This is a genomic window from Streptomyces thermocarboxydovorans (genome assembly GCF_039524635.1).
Taxonomy (GTDB): domain Bacteria; phylum Actinomycetota; class Actinomycetes; order Streptomycetales; family Streptomycetaceae; genus Streptomyces; species Streptomyces thermocarboxydovorans.
The window spans coordinates 1-14,807 of record NZ_BAAAGU010000096.1 but is presented as its reverse complement, the minus strand read 5'-3'; the positions used below and the strand labels follow the sequence as shown (position 1 = coordinate 14,807).

The following is a 14,807-nucleotide window of genomic DNA, read 5'->3' as shown; positions in this document are numbered from 1 at the left end:
CGCTGACTGGCTCCGGTCGATGCTGCTCATGCCTTACAGGGTAGGCGCTCCCCACGCCGGTCGCCACCGGACGCCGCGCCGCCCGCGCCCCACTCCGCCCGGCCGGACTCGCGCAGCCGGTCCACGTCCCGGCCCCCGCCGCCCGGAGCGGCCGCCAGGGCGCCGCTTCCCTGGCCCCACGACGCCGCCCGGCGCCCCGCCGCACCGCACACCCAGGTGAGCCAGGCCCCCGCCGCACCGGCGAGCGTGCCCCACGCGGCGCCCAGGAGCAGGGCCACGCCGGGCCGTCCGCGCAGTTCGATGCCGGCGCCGAACGCGTCGATGCCCAGCACGGAGAGCGAGGCGTTCGCGGACACCTCGGTGAGCCACACCAGCAGGGGCAGGGCCAGTGCCGTGAAGGCCCCCAGCCGCAGCGCGCACCGCACCACGAATGCGCCCATGCCCACCTGTGCGCCCCCCACCGGTGTGCGCGCCCCCGCCAGTACGCCGGCCAGCAGCATCAGCACGGCCGACGCCACCGCCAGCAGCCACACCCGGCCGTCCAGTTCGGCCAGCCGCGCCAGCGTGATGTGCTGCTCGGTGCCGACGCGGAGCAGGTCGTCCAGCGGGTCCGGCAGGACCCCGAGCAGCGCGCCCGAGGCCCGCCCGTCGGCGGGCACGAACAGGCCCAGCGGGACGCCCAGCCACACCCCGTTGGGCGCGCCCAGCAGCGCCGCGCCGGCGATCCGCCGCGGATGGTCGTCGCCGATCGCCGCGTAGGCGGCGGCCGCGAGCCCCGCCGCCACCGCCACCAGCAGCACCGTCACCAGAGCCGACACCGCCGGACGGACCGCCCGGTGCACCCCGTCCCAGCCGGGCGGCAGGGGCGTACGGCGGGACGCCAGCAACGCGACCGCCAGCACCAGCACCGACCAGCCGAGCCCGCCCAGCAGGGTCGGCACCGCGTCCACGGTGAACCCGACCGCCGCCTGTGCCTCCACCAGATCCCCGATCCGGTCCGGCAGCAGGCTCTCCAGTCCGTCACCCAGGTCACCCAGCCCCGGGATCTCGATGCCGCCCCCGTCGCCGCCGCCCGGCAGTTCGTCCAGGCCCAGCGCGTTCCCGTCGAGGGTGACGACGTCCTGCCCGGCCCACACCAGCCCGCCCGTCATCGCCACGGACAGCCCGGCCATCGCCCCCGCACGCGCCAGGAGTTCGGCCGGTGACACCACGGCGCCCGCCGCCCGCAGCGAGCGCAGGAAGAAGAACGCCAGCAGCAGCGCGCCCACCAGGCTCACCCCGAGTGGCGTGATCTCGACGGCCGTCTCCGCCTCCGCCCCGGACAGCCCGAAGGCCGACACGTCCCCGGACGGGGTGACCGAGCCGCCGACCGCCAGGGCGACCACCGCCGCGGTCATCGTCCCCAGCGACCCCGCCGAGTCCGCCTGGAGCAGGTGCAGTCCGGCCGCCGCGGTCGCCGCCATGCCGATCAGCGCCCAGCTCACTCCGGCCACCGCGGTCATCACCACGTCGCCCCACGGCACCCGCGTGCCGCCCTCCGCTCGCCCGGCGTTCGACGTACCCGTGACACCACTCATGGCAGACCCCCCGATCCGCAGCGCGGCGAGGCGGCCGCGCATGTCCCCCTCGCGTGGTTTACCACTCTCCGGGCCGGTTTCCACCCCGTCAACGACACGTGGTGGAGGCACTCAGGCAGCCTCTTCACTAGGCCCGACTTTCGGTCAGGGGGCCGAGCCTGAAATAGTTCCCCCCGATGTTCGACATCCCTAGACTCCCTGCGATGGGGGAAACTCGGGGGACAACTCAGTGGGGCATGGAGTGCCTGAACTCGTACTGGAATCGAATGGACGGACCTGGACGCTCGATCCGTCCAGGGCCTACACCCTCGGACGTGATCCGCAGGGCGACGTCGTGCTGGACGACGCCAGGGTCTCCTGGCGTCACGCCACGATCAGCTTCAACGGCCGCAGTTGGGTCATCGAGGACCACGGCAGCACCAATGGCACGTTCGTGCAGGGTCAGCGGATCCACCACCTGGAGCTCAGCTCCGACACGGAACTGAACCTGGGCAACGCCACCGACGGACCGCGCGTGAAGCTCGTCGGGATCGGCGCACAGGTGGGCGCGCCGCAGGCACAGCCGCAGCAGCAGCCGTACGCGGCGCAGAGCGCGGGCTGGGCCCAGCAGGCGCCCGCCCAGCAGCAGCCGCCCGCGCAGCAGGCCCCGGTGCAGCAGCCGCCGGCCCAGCACGCCGGCTGGCAGCAGCAGGCTCAGCAGCCGCCGGTGCCGCAGCAGTCGGCGCCGCACATCCCGCAGCAGGGGCCCGGTGGTGGCGCGGGGGCGCCGCCGGTCTACGGCGACCGCAGCCCGACGACGTTCCACCAGTTCTCCCTCGGCCGCGTGATGCGCATCGGCCGTGCCCTGGAGAACGACCTGGTCGTCTCCGACCTCCAGGTCTCGCGGCACCACGCCGAGTTCCACTCGACGCCCGACGGCCGCATGGAGATCCGCGACCTGGGCTCGCACAACGGCACCTACGTCAACGGCCAGCCGATCCCCAAGGGCGGCTCCCAGCTGCTCGGCCCGACCGACATCGTCGGCGTCGGTCACTCGACGTTCCGCATCGTCGGCGACCGGCTCGAGGAGTTCGTCGACACCGGTGAGGTGTCCTTCTCCGCACGGCATCTGACGGTCACCGTCGACGGCGGCAAGCAGATCCTCAAGGACGTCTCCTTCGGCGTCCCCGAGAAGTCGCTGATCGCGGTCATCGGCCCGTCCGGCTCCGGCAAGTCGACGCTGCTCAAGGCACTCACCGGCTACCGGCCCGCCAACCAGGGCGAGGTGCTGTACGACAACCGCAACCTCTACAAGCAGTTCGCCGAGCTGCGCCAGCGCATCGGTCTGGTCCCGCAGGACGACATCCTGCACAAGGAGCTGACCGTCAAGAAGGCCCTCAAGTACGCGGCCAAGCTGCGCTTCCCGGCCGACACCACGGCCGCCGAGCGCGAGGCCCGCATAGACGAGGTGCTGCGCGAGCTGAAGCTGGACATCCACAAGGAGAAGAAGGTCACCTCCCTCTCCGGCGGCCAGCGCAAGCGCGTCTCGGTGGCCCTGGAGCTGCTCACCAAGCCGTCGCTGATCTTCCTGGACGAGCCGACCTCCGGCCTCGACCCGGGCATGGACCGCGATGTGATGCAGCTGCTGCGCGGCCTCGCCGACGACGGCCGCACGGTGCTGGTGGTCACCCACTCGGTGGCCGAGCTGGCCCTGTGCGACAAGCTGCTGGTGATGGCGCCCGGCGGCTCCGTGGCCTACTTCGGCCCGCCCGAGGAGGCGCTGAACTTCTTCGGCTACGACAGCTGGGCCGACGTCTTCTCCGCCTTCGAGAACTACCGCGACTACGACTGGGCGGGCCGCTGGAAGGGCTCGCAGCACTACCAGATGTACGCCGCGGACATCGACGCGGTGGCGCCGCAGTCCGTACAGGTCCCCGCGATGCAGGCGATGAAGCCGCCCAAGCCGCAGGGCTGGATGTCGCAGTTCGGCACGCTGGTGCGCCGCTACCTGGCGGTGATCGCCTCCGACAAGGGCTTCCTCGCCCTGATGGTGATCCTGCCCGCCGTGCTCGGCGCGGTCAGCCTGCTCATCGACGCGGACAAGGGTCTGCTGCCCAACCCGCCGAACCCGCAGACCGGCCGGATCATCCCGAACGGCACGGCGACCACGGTGCTGCTGATCCTCGCGGTCGGCGCCTGCTTCGCCGGCGCCGCCAACTCCGTGCGTGAGCTGATCAAGGAACGGGTCATCTACGAACGGGAACGCGCCACCGGCCTGTCCCGCTCGGCGTACCTGATGTCCAAGGTGTTCGTGCTCGGCATGATCACCGTGCTGCAGGGCCTGATGGTCGGTGTGATCGGCTTCACCAGCCGGGAGATCCCGGAGGAGGGCCTGGTCCTCGGCGGCGCCACCCTGATCGAGCTGTCGCTGCCGATCATGGCGCTCGGCTTCACCTCGATGATGTTCGGCCTGATCATCTCCTCGCTGGTGAAGACCGCCGAGAAGACCATGCCGCTGCTGGTGATGTTCGCGATCGTCCAGGTCGTCTTCACCGGCTGCCTGTTCACCCTGCACGGCTCGATCGGCGTCAACCAGTTCTCGTTCCTGATGCCCTCGCGCTGGGCGGTGGCGGCCGCCGGTGCCACGCTGGACTTCAACAAGATCAGCCCGCCGGAGACGCCCGGCGACACCGACCCGCTGTGGGAGCACACGGTCGGGGCCTGGGCGATGGACATGGGCGCGCTCATCGCCATCGGCGTGGTCTGCGGCTTCTTCGTGGCCCGCTTCCTGCGCCGCCACGAGCCCGAGGTCATGCGCAAGTAACGGCGCCTGCGCGGCGAGCGGCCGCGAACGCCCCGAAGGGCGGCACCCGTCAGGAGGGTGCCGCCCTTCGGCGTATCAGGGGACTCGTCGAGCGTGCAGAAGAGGTCCGCGCCGACCTCAGTACGCGCTGTCGACGTTGTCCATCGAGCCGTAGCGGTCCGCCGCGTAGTTGCAGGCGGCGGTGATGTTGGCGACCGGGTCGTAGATGTTCCAGGAGGTGCCCGGCACGTGGTACGCCTTGAACGTCGGCGGGATCACCTGCAGCAGGCCCTTGGACGGGATGCCGTTCTGGGCGTTGATGTCCCAGAGGTTGATCGCCTTCGGGTTGCCGGAGGACTCACGCATGATGTTGCGCTTGATGCCCTCGTAGGAGCCCGGGATGCCGTGCTTCTTCATGATCGCGAGGGACTCGCGGATCCAGCCGTCCAGGTTGTTCGGGTAGGACTTCGGGGCGTCCTTCTTCACCTCGGCCTTCACCTCGGCGCGCTTGGCGGCGCGGCTCGCGGCCTCCTTGGCCTCGCGGGCCTTGGCGGCCTTCTCGGCGGCGGCCTTCTTCGCGGCGGCCTCGGCCTTGGCCTTCGCCTCGGCCTGCTTCTTCGCCGCGATCTGCTCGGCCTTCACGGTGGCGCCGGCCAGCTGGTCGGTGACGGTGCCCTTGACGTCCTTGATCTGCTCGGTGCTGTACGCCACCTTCGCGGTGGGCACGGCGGCCTCGCTCGTGGTGTTCGTCGACGCCGTGCTCGGCACCGCCGAGAAACCGATGGCGACGGCACCGAGGGCGGCGACACCGGCAGCGGCGATCTTGTGGTGACGGGTCAGGGCACGACTATGGCCACGAGTGAGGATGTGCTTGGACATGAGAAATGGACCTCTTCGAATAGCGCGGAGATCGCTCGGCGTCCGGTGGGGACAGTGGTGCTTCCGGCACAGGAACGCCGTGGGCGTGAACCCACGGCGCTGAGCGACGGCAGCCATTCTTAGCGGCCGCAAAATCGGCAGGCAAAGGTGTGACGTACGAAGCCGGGTAGTGGATCAGGTAGGGACGAAACCGGGCAGACAGGGCGGTACGGGCCGCTCACATAGGTGATGTGCCTCTCCTACTCCCCTTCGTACGTGATGTGCGCCCTATGCGCGGCCTCACATCGGCCACCCCTCCTTCTGACTGGCAGTTGCGCCAGCAATGCACTGTGTGAGGAGCTGTGCGGGGCCTGTGCGACGGCCGTGCGGGGGCTGTACGAGAGCCGTGCGGGGGCTGTACGAGGGGGCTGTGCGAGGGGGCTGTGCGAGGGCGGGTTCCGGTCACGGCAGCAGCAGGTGCAGGTCCCCGAACTCGTGCCACAGATAGCGGCCGTCCACCGCCGCCTCGTATCCGCGGTCCAGCGCCTCCCGCCCGGCGACCGCCTCCAGCATCAGCAGATGCGAGGCCGCCGGCTCGTGCAGACCGGTCAGCAGCCCGTCCACCACCCGCACACCCCGCTGAGGGGTCACCACCAGATCCGTCCACCCCGCACGGGCCCGCACCACCCCGTCGGGACCCGCCGCCGACTCGACCGCCCGCACCGCCGTCGTCCCGACCGCGATCACCCGGCCCCCGCCGCGACCGGAGCCCCGCGGCCCCGCCCGGTGCGCCCGCACGGCGTTGACCAGCCGCGCCGACGCCTCCGGCACCTCGAAGCGCTCCGGATACGGCGGCTCGTGCGCCTCCGCCGAGGCCACCCCGGTGTGCAGGGTCACCGGAGCGAACTGCACCCCCCGGCTCACCAGCTCCGCCACCAGCCGCGCGGTGAACGGACGCCCCGCGCTCGGCATCTCCGCACTGCCCGCCCCGTCCGGCGACGGCACCGCGAACACCGTCTGGTACGCCGACAGCGGCTGGTCCCGCTCCGTGTACGCGTACCGGATGGGCCGCCCGTGCCGCCGCAGCACCTCCAGGACCTCCGCACCCGTCACCGCGGCCCACCACAGCCGCTCACCGCGCGCGTCCAACGGCTCCTGCAGCACCAGCCGCGCACCGCCGGGCAGCCGCACCTCTGCTCCCGCACGCGCGCCCGCACGCGCGCGGGTGGTGCCGCGCCCGTCCGGCTCGCGCAGCTCGACCGCCCACCGGCCGTCGTCGCCCCGGGTGGAGAAGTGCACCACCACCGCAGCCCGCCCCAGCCGGCCGTCCACGGCCGCCGCCAGCGTGGGGGAGGTGTTCACCACCAGCAGATCACCGGCCCGCAGCAGCCGCGGCAACTCCCGGAAGGCGTGATGCGACACCGCCGGACCGCGGGAGACCAGCAGCCGCACCGCGTCCCGGTCCAGGCCCGGCCCCCGCTGCTCCACCGGCAGCCGGGCCGGCGCTCCCTCCGGCACCTTCACCGCCGCGGTCACACCCGCTCCTTCAGCAGCGCCGGGGCCGCGTAGCGCCCGCTCGCCGGACGCTCGTCCAGCAGCCGCAGGAAGGCCGGCGCCACGGTGGCCGGATCCGGCCGCGGACCGTCGTCGTCCGGCACCGCCGCCGCATAAAGGTCCGTGGCCATGTCGCCGGGGTCCACCGCCCAGACCCGCAGCCCGGGCTCCTCCACCGCCAGCACCGCGGCCAGCTGGTCCAGGGCCGCCTTGGACGCCCCGTAGCCGCCCCAGGTGGGATACGCCTCACACCCGGCGTCGGAGCTCACGGTGATCACCGTGCCCGCCTGAGCGGCCCGCAGCAGCGGCAGCGCCTCCTGCGCCAGCCCCAGCGCCGCCACCAGGTTCACCTCCAGCGCCCGCCGCAGCCCGTCCAGCTCCAGCTCCTCCAGCCGCACCAGCGGCTCGGCGCCCAGCGCGCTGGCGTTGTGCACCAGCAGATCGACCCCGCCGTACTCCCGGGCCGCCGCCACCAGCTCGGTGCGGTGCCCGGCGTCCGTGACGTCCCCGGGCAGCGCCGTCACCCGCGCGCCGTGCGACGACAGCAGCCCGGACGCCTCCGCCAGCGGCACCGGATCCCGCGCGTCCAGCACCAGGTCCCAGCCCCGCCCCGCCAGCGCCTCGGCGAGCGCGAAACCCAGCCCCTTCGAAGCACCCGTGATGATCGCAACCGGCATGACCTGCCCCCTTGTCGAGGAAACGCGTCGGGGAAACGCTCGTCGTCGAACGCCGCCCGATCGCTGCCACCGGACCGGCGTGCCCCTCAACCTAGGAGCGGCCCCTGACACCGGCCTCGGGCCAGGGACGTGATCACCCGGGTCCCTTCGGCCTACGCCCACCGGCCCCCGGACCACAGCCCTAGGACTTCCGTCGCAGTTCAGCGCCCCCGCCCGTCCGATCCGCCCGCCCGCGGCCGCCGGTACGGTGAGCACATGAGCCACGGCCCCCGGTCCGGCCTCGCCGCGGTGAGCTCCGCGCTGCTGGCCATGAGCAGGCATCTCGAGGTGCGCGACGTCCTCAAGACGATCGTCGCCTCGGCCCGCGAGCTGCTCGACGCGCAGTACGCCGCCCTCGGCGTCCCCGACGACCACGGCGGCTTCGCCCAGTTCGTGGTCGACGGCGTCAGCGACGAGCAGTGGAAGGCCATCGGCCCGCTGCCGCGCCAGCACGGCATCCTCGCCTCGATGCTGCACGAGGCCAGGTCCGAGCGCCTCGCCGACGTCCGCAAGGACCCCCGCTTCGAGGGCTGGCCGAGCGCCCACCCCGACCTCGTCGACTTCCTGGGCCTGCCCGTCCGCGACGGCGACGAGGTCATCGGCGCGCTCTTCCTCGCCAACAAGAACTGCCCCAAGCCGGAAGGCACCTGCGGCTTCACCGAGGACGACGAGGAACTGCTCGGCATCCTCGCCCAGCACGCCGCGATCGCCCTCACCAACGCCAGCCTCTACGAACGCAGCCGCGAACTGACCATCGTCGAGGAACGCTCCCGCCTGGCCCACGAACTCCACGACGCGGTCAGCCAGAAGCTCTTCTCCCTGCGCCTGACCGCCCAGGCCGCCGCCCGCCTGGTGGACCGCGACCCGGCCCGCGCCAAGGGCGAACTCCAGCAGGTCGCCGCCCTCGCCGCCGAGGCCGCCGACGAACTGCGCGCCGCGGTGGTCGAACTGCGCCCCGCCGCCCTCGACGAGGACGGACTGGTCGCCACCCTGCGCACCCAGGTCCAGGTCCTCGACCGGGCGCACAGCGCGCGGGTGACCTTCGCGAGCCACGGCGTGCGCGCCCTGCCCGCGGCCCAGGAGGAGGCGATGCTCCGCGTCGCCCAGGAGGCCCTGCACAACGCGCTGCGCCACTCGGGCGCGGAACACGTCGAGGTCACCCTGGACCGACGGGGCGGCGGAGCCGTCCTGCGGGTCACCGACGACGGCCGCGGCTTCGAGCCGCGGACCATCCGCCGCGCCGGACGCCATCTGGGCCTGGTCTCCATGCAGGACCGGGCGAGCGGCGTCGGCGGCACCCTCACCGTGGAGTCGGCGCCCGGCAAGGGCACCACGATCGAGATGGAGGTCCCCGGTGGCTGACCCGATCAAAGTGCTGCTGGTCGACGACCACCAGGTGGTGCGCCGGGGGCTGCGCACCTTCCTCGAGGTGCAGGACGACATCGAGGTCGTCGGCGAGGCCGCGGACGGCGCCGAGGGGGTCGACCTCGCCGAGCGCCTGCGGCCCGACGTCATCCTCATGGACGTGAAGATGCCGGGCATGGACGGCGTGGAGGCGCTGCGGCGGCTGCGCGAACTCGGCCACCCCGCCCGGGTGCTGATCGTCACCAGCTTCACCGAACAGCGCACCGTCGTGCCCGCCCTGCGCGCGGGCGCCGCCGGCTACCTCTACAAGGACGTCGACCCCGACGCCCTGGCCGGCGCCATCCGCTCCGTGCACGCGGGCCATGTGCTGCTCCAGCCCGAGGTCGCCGGCGCCCTGCTCGCCCAGGAGGAGAACACCCCCGGGCAGGGCCGCGGAGGCTCGCTCACCGAACGGGAGCGCGAGGTGCTGGGCCTCATCGCGGACGGCCGCTCCAACCGGGAGATCGCCCGGGCCCTGGTGCTCTCCGAGAAGACCGTGAAGACCCATGTGTCGAACATCCTGATGAAGCTCGACCTGGCGGACCGCACCCAGGCCGCCCTGTGGGCCGTGCGCCACGGACTCACCGGCTGACCCCGGACGCCCGCGCCCGGCCGGAAGGTTCCCGTCCGGTCCGAGATTCATACCGTCGTGGGAATGTCCCCCGAACGGCGCACCCTTCGCATGCCCCGAGCCGTTCCCAGTGCAGACCGCGGCGCCTTGCCGCGGTCACCGCAAGGAGGGCTTGGAAAGTGAAGAACCTGAAGAAGGCAGCGGCCGTGACGATGCTGGCCGGTGGCCTGCTCGCCGCCGGTACGGGCATGGCCTCGGCGACCGAAGGCGCCCACGCCGACGGCACGGCCGTGGGCTCCCCGGGCGTCGTCTCGGGCAACGTCGTCCAGGTCCCGGTCGACGTACCGGTCAACGTCTCCGGCAACAGCGTCAACGTCATCGGCCTGCTCAACCCGGCCTTCGGCAACGTGGCCGTCAACGACTGACGCACCGCACCGGACCACTCGCCCCGCCTCCCGGCCCCACACCGGGAGGCCGGGCGGTCACGTTCTCGGCCTCCCCAGCCAGAAGCGCGCTCCTCCCCGAGGAGCGCTCACCGCTTCCCCCGCTCCCGCTCCTCCACCATGGAGTTGTAGGCCGCGACCTGCGCCCGCCGCGCCGTCCGCTCCACCGGCCGCAGCGCGGCAATCCGCGCCGCCATCGCGGAGGCGCTCACCGCGCCCCCGTGCCCGTTCGCCCCCGCCAGCGAGATCAGCGCCCCCACCCGCTGCGCCAGCTGCAGCACCCGCGCCGCCCGCGGCGGATACCCCGGCGCCAGCACCTCGCGCCCCTGCTCCGCCCGCGCCCGGTAGGCGTCGATCGCCGCCTCGGCCACCGGCCCCGACGCCGCCACGTCCAGCCGCGTCAGCGCCTCCGTCGCCTCCCGCAGCGCCTCCGCCAGCTCACGCTCCGCCTCACCCAGCGACGGCACATCGGCCGGCGGCGCGTCCCGCACCGGCAGGCAGTGCCACACCACCTCGGCGTGCACATCACCCTCCGGCCCCGCCTCGGACACCTCCGGCACCAGACCGAACGCCGCCCCGTGGCAGACCACCGCCTCCCCGGCCTGAAGCGCCCGCGCGTTGAACTCCGGCGGCCCGCTCAGCCCCAGCGGATGCCCCGGCGCGGGCAGCGCCACCCGCAGCCCGGTCACCCCCAGCGCCCGCAGCCGGCCCAGCGCAAGAGTGAGCCCCACCGGAGCCTGCTCTCCCGGCAGCCCCTCGACCCGGTGCACCGCGTCCTCGCCCACGATGGCGATCACGGCGTCGTCCGGTGAGACAAATCCGGCAAGAAGGGCATTTCCCCAAGCGGCCAGGCGTCCAGAGCGCGGTTCCCAGAGCATGCACCCACCCTAGACAGCGCCAAGGACCGGACCGAGGGAATGCCCGGGCCGACCGGTGGCGTAGATTTCATGGAGGGCTGCGCCCACCGGCGCGGCGGACCGAGCCCGCAGGCGAACACGACAGCCGAGACCGGCCACACTGCAAGGGGAGACAACGCGCTCATGAGCGATGTTCTGGAGCTTCAGGACGTATCCGTGGTCCGCGAGGGCCGGGCTCTGGTGGACCAGGTCTCCTGGTCGGTCAAGGAGGGCGAGCGCTGGGTCATCCTCGGCCCCAACGGAGCCGGCAAGACCACCCTGCTCAACATCGCGTCCAGCTACCTCTTCCCCAGCAAGGGCACCGCCACCATCCTCGGCGAGACCCTCGGCAAGGTCGACGTCTTCGAGCTGCGCCCCCGCATCGGCATGGCCGGCATCGCCATGGCCGAGAAGCTCCCCAAGAGCCAGACCGTCCTGCAGACCGTGCTCACCGCCGCCTACGGCATGACCGCCGGCTGGCAGGAGGACTACGAGGACATCGACGAGCAGCGAGCCCGCGCCTTCCTCGACCGCCTCGGCATGAGCGCCTACCTCGACCGCAAGTTCGGCACCCTCTCCGAGGGTGAGCGCAAGCGCACCCTCATCGCCCGCGCCCTGATGACCGACCCCGAGCTGCTGCTCCTCGACGAGCCTGCCGCCGGCCTCGACCTCGGCGGCCGCGAGGACCTGGTGCGCCGCCTCGGCCGCCTGGCCCGGGACCCGATCGCCCCCTCCATGATCATGGTCACCCACCATGTCGAGGAGATCGCCCCCGGCTTCACCCACGTCCTGATGATCCGCCAGGGCAAGGTCCTCGCCGCCGGCCCGCTGGAGCTGGAACTCACCTCCCGCAACCTCTCCCTCTGCTTCGGCCTCCCGCTCGTCGTCGAACAGGTCGGCGACCGCTGGACCGCCCAGGGCCTGCCGATGGGCTGAACCGCCCGACGATCTCTCAATTCCCGGCGGCCGAAGGCCGTTCAAACTGATCGGCGCCCTGTCCGCGACCGGGTGCGCGGACCTACCATGCCCTTGTGGACATCGACGCATGGCTGTGGTGGCTGATCGGCGCGGCAGCGCTCGGCATCGCTCTGGTGATCACCGCGATGCCAGAACTGGGCATGCTCGCGGTGGGTGCCGTCGCCGCGGCGGTGACCTCCGGCTTCTTCGGCGGTGGTGCCGTCGCCCAGGTCGTGGTCTTCGCCGTCGTCTCGACCGCCCTCATCGCCGTCGTACGGCCCATCGCCAGCAGACACCGGGCCCAGCGACCCCAACTCGCCACCGGAGTCGACGCCCTGAAGGGCAAACAGGCCGTCGTCCTGGAACGCGTCGATGCCTCCGGCGGCCGGATCAAGCTCGCCGGCGAGGTCTGGTCCGCCCGCGCCCTCGACGCCGCCCGCACCTACGAAGTAGGCCAGGAAGTCGACGTCGTGGACATCGAGGGAGCCACAGCGATCGTCATGTGACCTCGCACGACGCAACTGGACCGAACTGCCCCCGAGTCGTACGACGGTCTGTCAGACTGCGACCAGCAAGATCTTCACGACCCCTAAGATCTGTCGAAGGCGCCGAGGCGAAGAAGGGTACGGGGAACCGACGATGGAACCGATCATCATCGTCCTGATCATCCTGGTGGTGTTGGTCTTCATCGCCCTGATCAAGACGATCCAAGTCATTCCGCAGGCCAGCGCGGCCATCGTCGAGCGCTTCGGCCGCTACACACGGACACTCAACGCGGGCCTCAACATCGTCGTCCCGTTCATCGACACCATCCGCAACCGGATCGACCTGCGCGAACAGGTCGTCCCGTTCCCGCCCCAGCCGGTGATCACCCAGGACAACCTGGTCGTCAACATCGACACCGTCATCTACTACCAGGTCACCGACGCCCGCGCCGCCACCTACGAGGTCGCCAGCTACATCCAGGCCATCGAGCAGCTCACGGTCACCACGCTCCGCAACATCATCGGCGGCATGGACCTGGAGCGCACCCTCACCTCCCGCGAGGAGATCAACGCGGCCCTGCGCGGCGTCCTCGACGAGGCCACCGGCAAGTGGGGCATCCGCGTCAACCGCGTCGAGCTCAAGGCGATCGAACCGCCCACCTCCATCCAGGACTCGATGGAGAAGCAGATGCGCGCCGACCGTGACAAGCGCGCCGCGATCCTCCAGGCCGAGGGTGTCCGCCAGTCCGAGATCCTGCGCGCCGAGGGCGAGAAGCAGTCCCAGATCCTGCGCGCCGAGGGTGAGGCCAAGGCGGCCGCGCTGCGCGCCGAGGGCGAGGCCCAGGCCATCCGCACCGTCTTCGAGTCCATCCACGCCGGCGACCCCGACCAGAAGCTCCTCAGCTACCAGTACCTCCAGATGCTCCCCAAGATCGCCGAGGGCGACGCCAACAAGCTCTGGATCGTCCCCAGCGAGATCGGCGACGCCCTCAAGGGCCTCTCCGGCGCCATCGGCAACTTCGGCCCGTCCCACGGCAACTCCGGCTCCGCGACCCCCGGCGTCCCCCCGCAGGAGCGCCGCGAGAAGCCGACCATCGACTGAGTACCCCTGCGCAAACGACGGTTCCCCGCACCCCCAACAGGGGCGCGGGGAACCGCGCGTCAGGGCACCTGCGCCCGCGTACTGGAGGAAATGCCGGGCCCTACGCCGCCTCCCGCACCAGCCAGTCCGGCAGCGCCGCGAACTCCTCGGCCCCCAGAGCCAGCAGCATCGCATCGGCGGGCGTGGGCTCGAACGGCTGCCGCAGCAGCGGCATCCCCGCCTGCTCCGGCGTCCGGTTCGCCTTGCGGTGATTGTCCTCCGCGCACGAGGCCACCGTGTTCAGCCAGGTGTCCTGGCCTCCCTGCGACCGAGGCACCACATGGTCCACCGTGGTGGCCCGCCGGCCGCAGTACGCGCACCGGTGCCGGTCCCGAACCAGGACACCCCGCCGCGACCACGGCGCTTGTCTTCGGAACGGCACCCGTACGTATCTGCACAGCCTGATCACCCGGGGCGCCGGTATGTCCACCTCGGCTCCGCGCATGCGCAGTTCGGGGTGGGCCTGCTCGACGACCGCCTTGTCCTGCAGCACCAGAACGACGGCTCGGTTCAACGTCACCGTCGACAGCGGCTCGAAGCTCGCATTCAGCACCAGCGTGTCACGCATCCAGCCCACCTCCCATGTGCATCGGCCCACCCCCTGGCGGGCTGGGATCAACTCTGGCCGGGCGCGCCGGGATGGACAACGCAATAAAAAAATGCCCGCCCCTGGTCAATTCCATGACCAGGGGCGGGCAAACGTTCCATGAACGCCCGGCTTCACCAACGGCGGCTCAGTCCTCGGCGGGCACCTCGTACTCAGCGATCAGATGAGCCCGCGCCAGCGTGTGGAACCGCAGGTTGAAGCCCACCGCGGCAGGTGTCGCGTCCGAGTCCAGGCCGAGCTTCTCCTTGTCCACGGCGTACACCGTGAACACATACCGGTGCGGCCCGTCCCCGGGCGGCGGAGCGGCGCCGCCGAAGTCCTTGGTGCCGTAGTCGTTGCGCGCGTGCACCGCGCCCTCGGGCAGTCCCTCGAACGGGGGGTTGCCCGCACCCGCCGGCAGCTCCGTCACCGAGGCCGGGATGTCGAACAGCACCCAGTGCCAGAACCCGCTGCCCGTCGGGGCGTCCGGGTCGTAGCAGGTCACGGCGAAGCTCTTGGTCTCGGGCGGGAACCCCTCCCACCGCAGGTGCGGCGAGGTGTTGCCGGCCGCGTGGACCTGAGCGTCCTTGAGCGTGCCACCGTGCTCGACGTCCTCGCTCTTCACCGTGAACGACGGCACGGGCGGATGGAAGTCGTGGGGGAGTGGCCGCCGCTTGAGCTCGGTCACCTCGGTACCTCCTGATCGGATTCGTCGGTCCGTATCCGAGCCTAGAGCCTGTCGTTTGGATCAGCCCGCGGACGCGGGGTCTGGCACGCACATCTGCGGCGTTGTCGTCGGTTGCCGATGCTCCGCATCGGCAACCCTCCTCCGCCTTG

The 14,807-nt window shown here is 71.8% G+C and carries 13 protein-coding genes and 1 pseudogene; 7 read left to right on the top strand and 7 right to left on the bottom strand.

The window, feature by feature from the left end; translation table 11 throughout:
* Positions 1–50 precede the first annotated feature (50 nt).
* Positions 51–1,577: pseudogene (locus tag ABD198_RS29040) on the bottom strand (streptophobe family protein); the annotation flags it as partial.
* A 241-nt stretch (positions 1,578–1,818) separates the two neighbouring features.
* Between ABD198_RS29040 and ABD198_RS29035 the strand changes: the two are divergent.
* Positions 1,819–4,380: an ABC transporter ATP-binding protein/permease gene (locus ABD198_RS29035; protein ID WP_344007440.1), complete on the top strand. Its 2,562-nt coding sequence runs from the start codon at positions 1,819–1,821 to the stop codon at positions 4,378–4,380.
* A 117-nt stretch (positions 4,381–4,497) separates the two neighbouring features.
* Here ABD198_RS29035 and ABD198_RS29030 read toward each other — a convergent pair whose 3' ends face one another.
* From ABD198_RS29030 to ABD198_RS29020, 3 genes are all read right to left on the bottom strand, one after another.
* Positions 4,498–5,238 carry a transglycosylase SLT domain-containing protein gene (locus ABD198_RS29030; RefSeq protein WP_344007438.1) on the bottom strand — a complete coding sequence of 247 codons (741 nt, stop codon included), beginning with the start codon at positions 5,236–5,238 and terminating at the stop codon, positions 4,498–4,500.
* A 441-nt stretch (positions 5,239–5,679) separates the two neighbouring features.
* A complete protein-coding gene (locus tag ABD198_RS29025) occupies positions 5,680–6,753 on the bottom strand; it encodes an S-adenosylmethionine:tRNA ribosyltransferase-isomerase (RefSeq protein WP_344007436.1) in 1,074 nt (357 codons plus the stop codon).
* On the bottom strand, positions 6,750–7,448 hold the full coding sequence (locus ABD198_RS29020; protein ID WP_344007434.1) for an SDR family NAD(P)-dependent oxidoreductase: 699 nt from the start codon (positions 7,446–7,448) through the stop codon (positions 6,750–6,752). Before ABD198_RS29020 ends, ABD198_RS29025 begins: the two co-directional genes overlap by 4 nt.
* 255 nt (positions 7,449–7,703) lie before the next feature.
* Between ABD198_RS29020 and ABD198_RS29015 the strand changes: the two genes are divergently transcribed.
* From ABD198_RS29015 to ABD198_RS29005, 3 genes are all read left to right on the top strand, one after another.
* On the top strand, positions 7,704–8,849 hold the full coding sequence (locus ABD198_RS29015) for a GAF domain-containing sensor histidine kinase (RefSeq protein WP_344007432.1): 1,146 nt from the start codon (positions 7,704–7,706) through the stop codon (positions 8,847–8,849).
* On the top strand, positions 8,842–9,483 hold the full coding sequence (locus ABD198_RS29010) for a response regulator (protein WP_344007430.1): 642 nt from the start codon (positions 8,842–8,844) through the stop codon (positions 9,481–9,483). Before ABD198_RS29015 ends, ABD198_RS29010 begins: the two co-directional genes overlap by 8 nt.
* Before the next feature lie 158 nt (positions 9,484–9,641).
* Positions 9,642–9,887, top strand: a complete 246-nt coding sequence (locus ABD198_RS29005) for a chaplin (RefSeq protein WP_344007428.1) — start codon at positions 9,642–9,644, stop codon at positions 9,885–9,887.
* Positions 9,888–9,994: 107 nt separating this feature from the next.
* Here ABD198_RS29005 and ABD198_RS29000 read toward each other — a convergent pair whose 3' ends face one another.
* Positions 9,995–10,783 carry a hypothetical protein gene (locus ABD198_RS29000; RefSeq protein WP_344007425.1) on the bottom strand — a complete coding sequence of 263 codons (789 nt, stop codon included), beginning with the start codon at positions 10,781–10,783 and terminating at the stop codon, positions 9,995–9,997.
* A gap of 162 nt (positions 10,784–10,945) precedes the next feature.
* Here ABD198_RS29000 and ABD198_RS28995 point away from each other — a divergent pair, with 162 nt between their 5' ends.
* From ABD198_RS28995 to ABD198_RS28985, 3 genes are all read left to right on the top strand, one after another.
* Positions 10,946–11,737, top strand: coding sequence for an ABC transporter ATP-binding protein (locus ABD198_RS28995; RefSeq protein ID WP_167991247.1), 792 nt, complete (start codon positions 10,946–10,948; stop codon positions 11,735–11,737).
* 95 nt (positions 11,738–11,832) lie between these two features.
* Entirely contained in the window at positions 11,833–12,264 is a 432-nt protein-coding gene (locus tag ABD198_RS28990) for an NfeD family protein (protein WP_344007422.1), read from the top strand.
* A gap of 133 nt (positions 12,265–12,397) precedes the next feature.
* Entirely contained in the window at positions 12,398–13,345 is a 948-nt protein-coding gene (locus tag ABD198_RS28985) for an SPFH domain-containing protein (protein ID WP_344007420.1), read from the top strand.
* Between the two features lie 100 nt (positions 13,346–13,445).
* On the opposite strand, the gene ABD198_RS28980 is transcribed toward ABD198_RS28985, so the two are convergent.
* Positions 13,446–13,952, bottom strand: coding sequence for an HNH endonuclease (locus ABD198_RS28980; RefSeq protein ID WP_344007417.1), 507 nt, complete (start codon positions 13,950–13,952; stop codon positions 13,446–13,448).
* A 166-nt stretch (positions 13,953–14,118) separates the two neighbouring features.
* Positions 14,119–14,658 (bottom strand): YbhB/YbcL family Raf kinase inhibitor-like protein, encoded by a 540-nt coding sequence (locus tag ABD198_RS28975; protein WP_344007415.1) that lies wholly within the window; start codon positions 14,656–14,658, stop codon positions 14,119–14,121.
* Positions 14,659–14,807 lie beyond the last annotated feature (149 nt).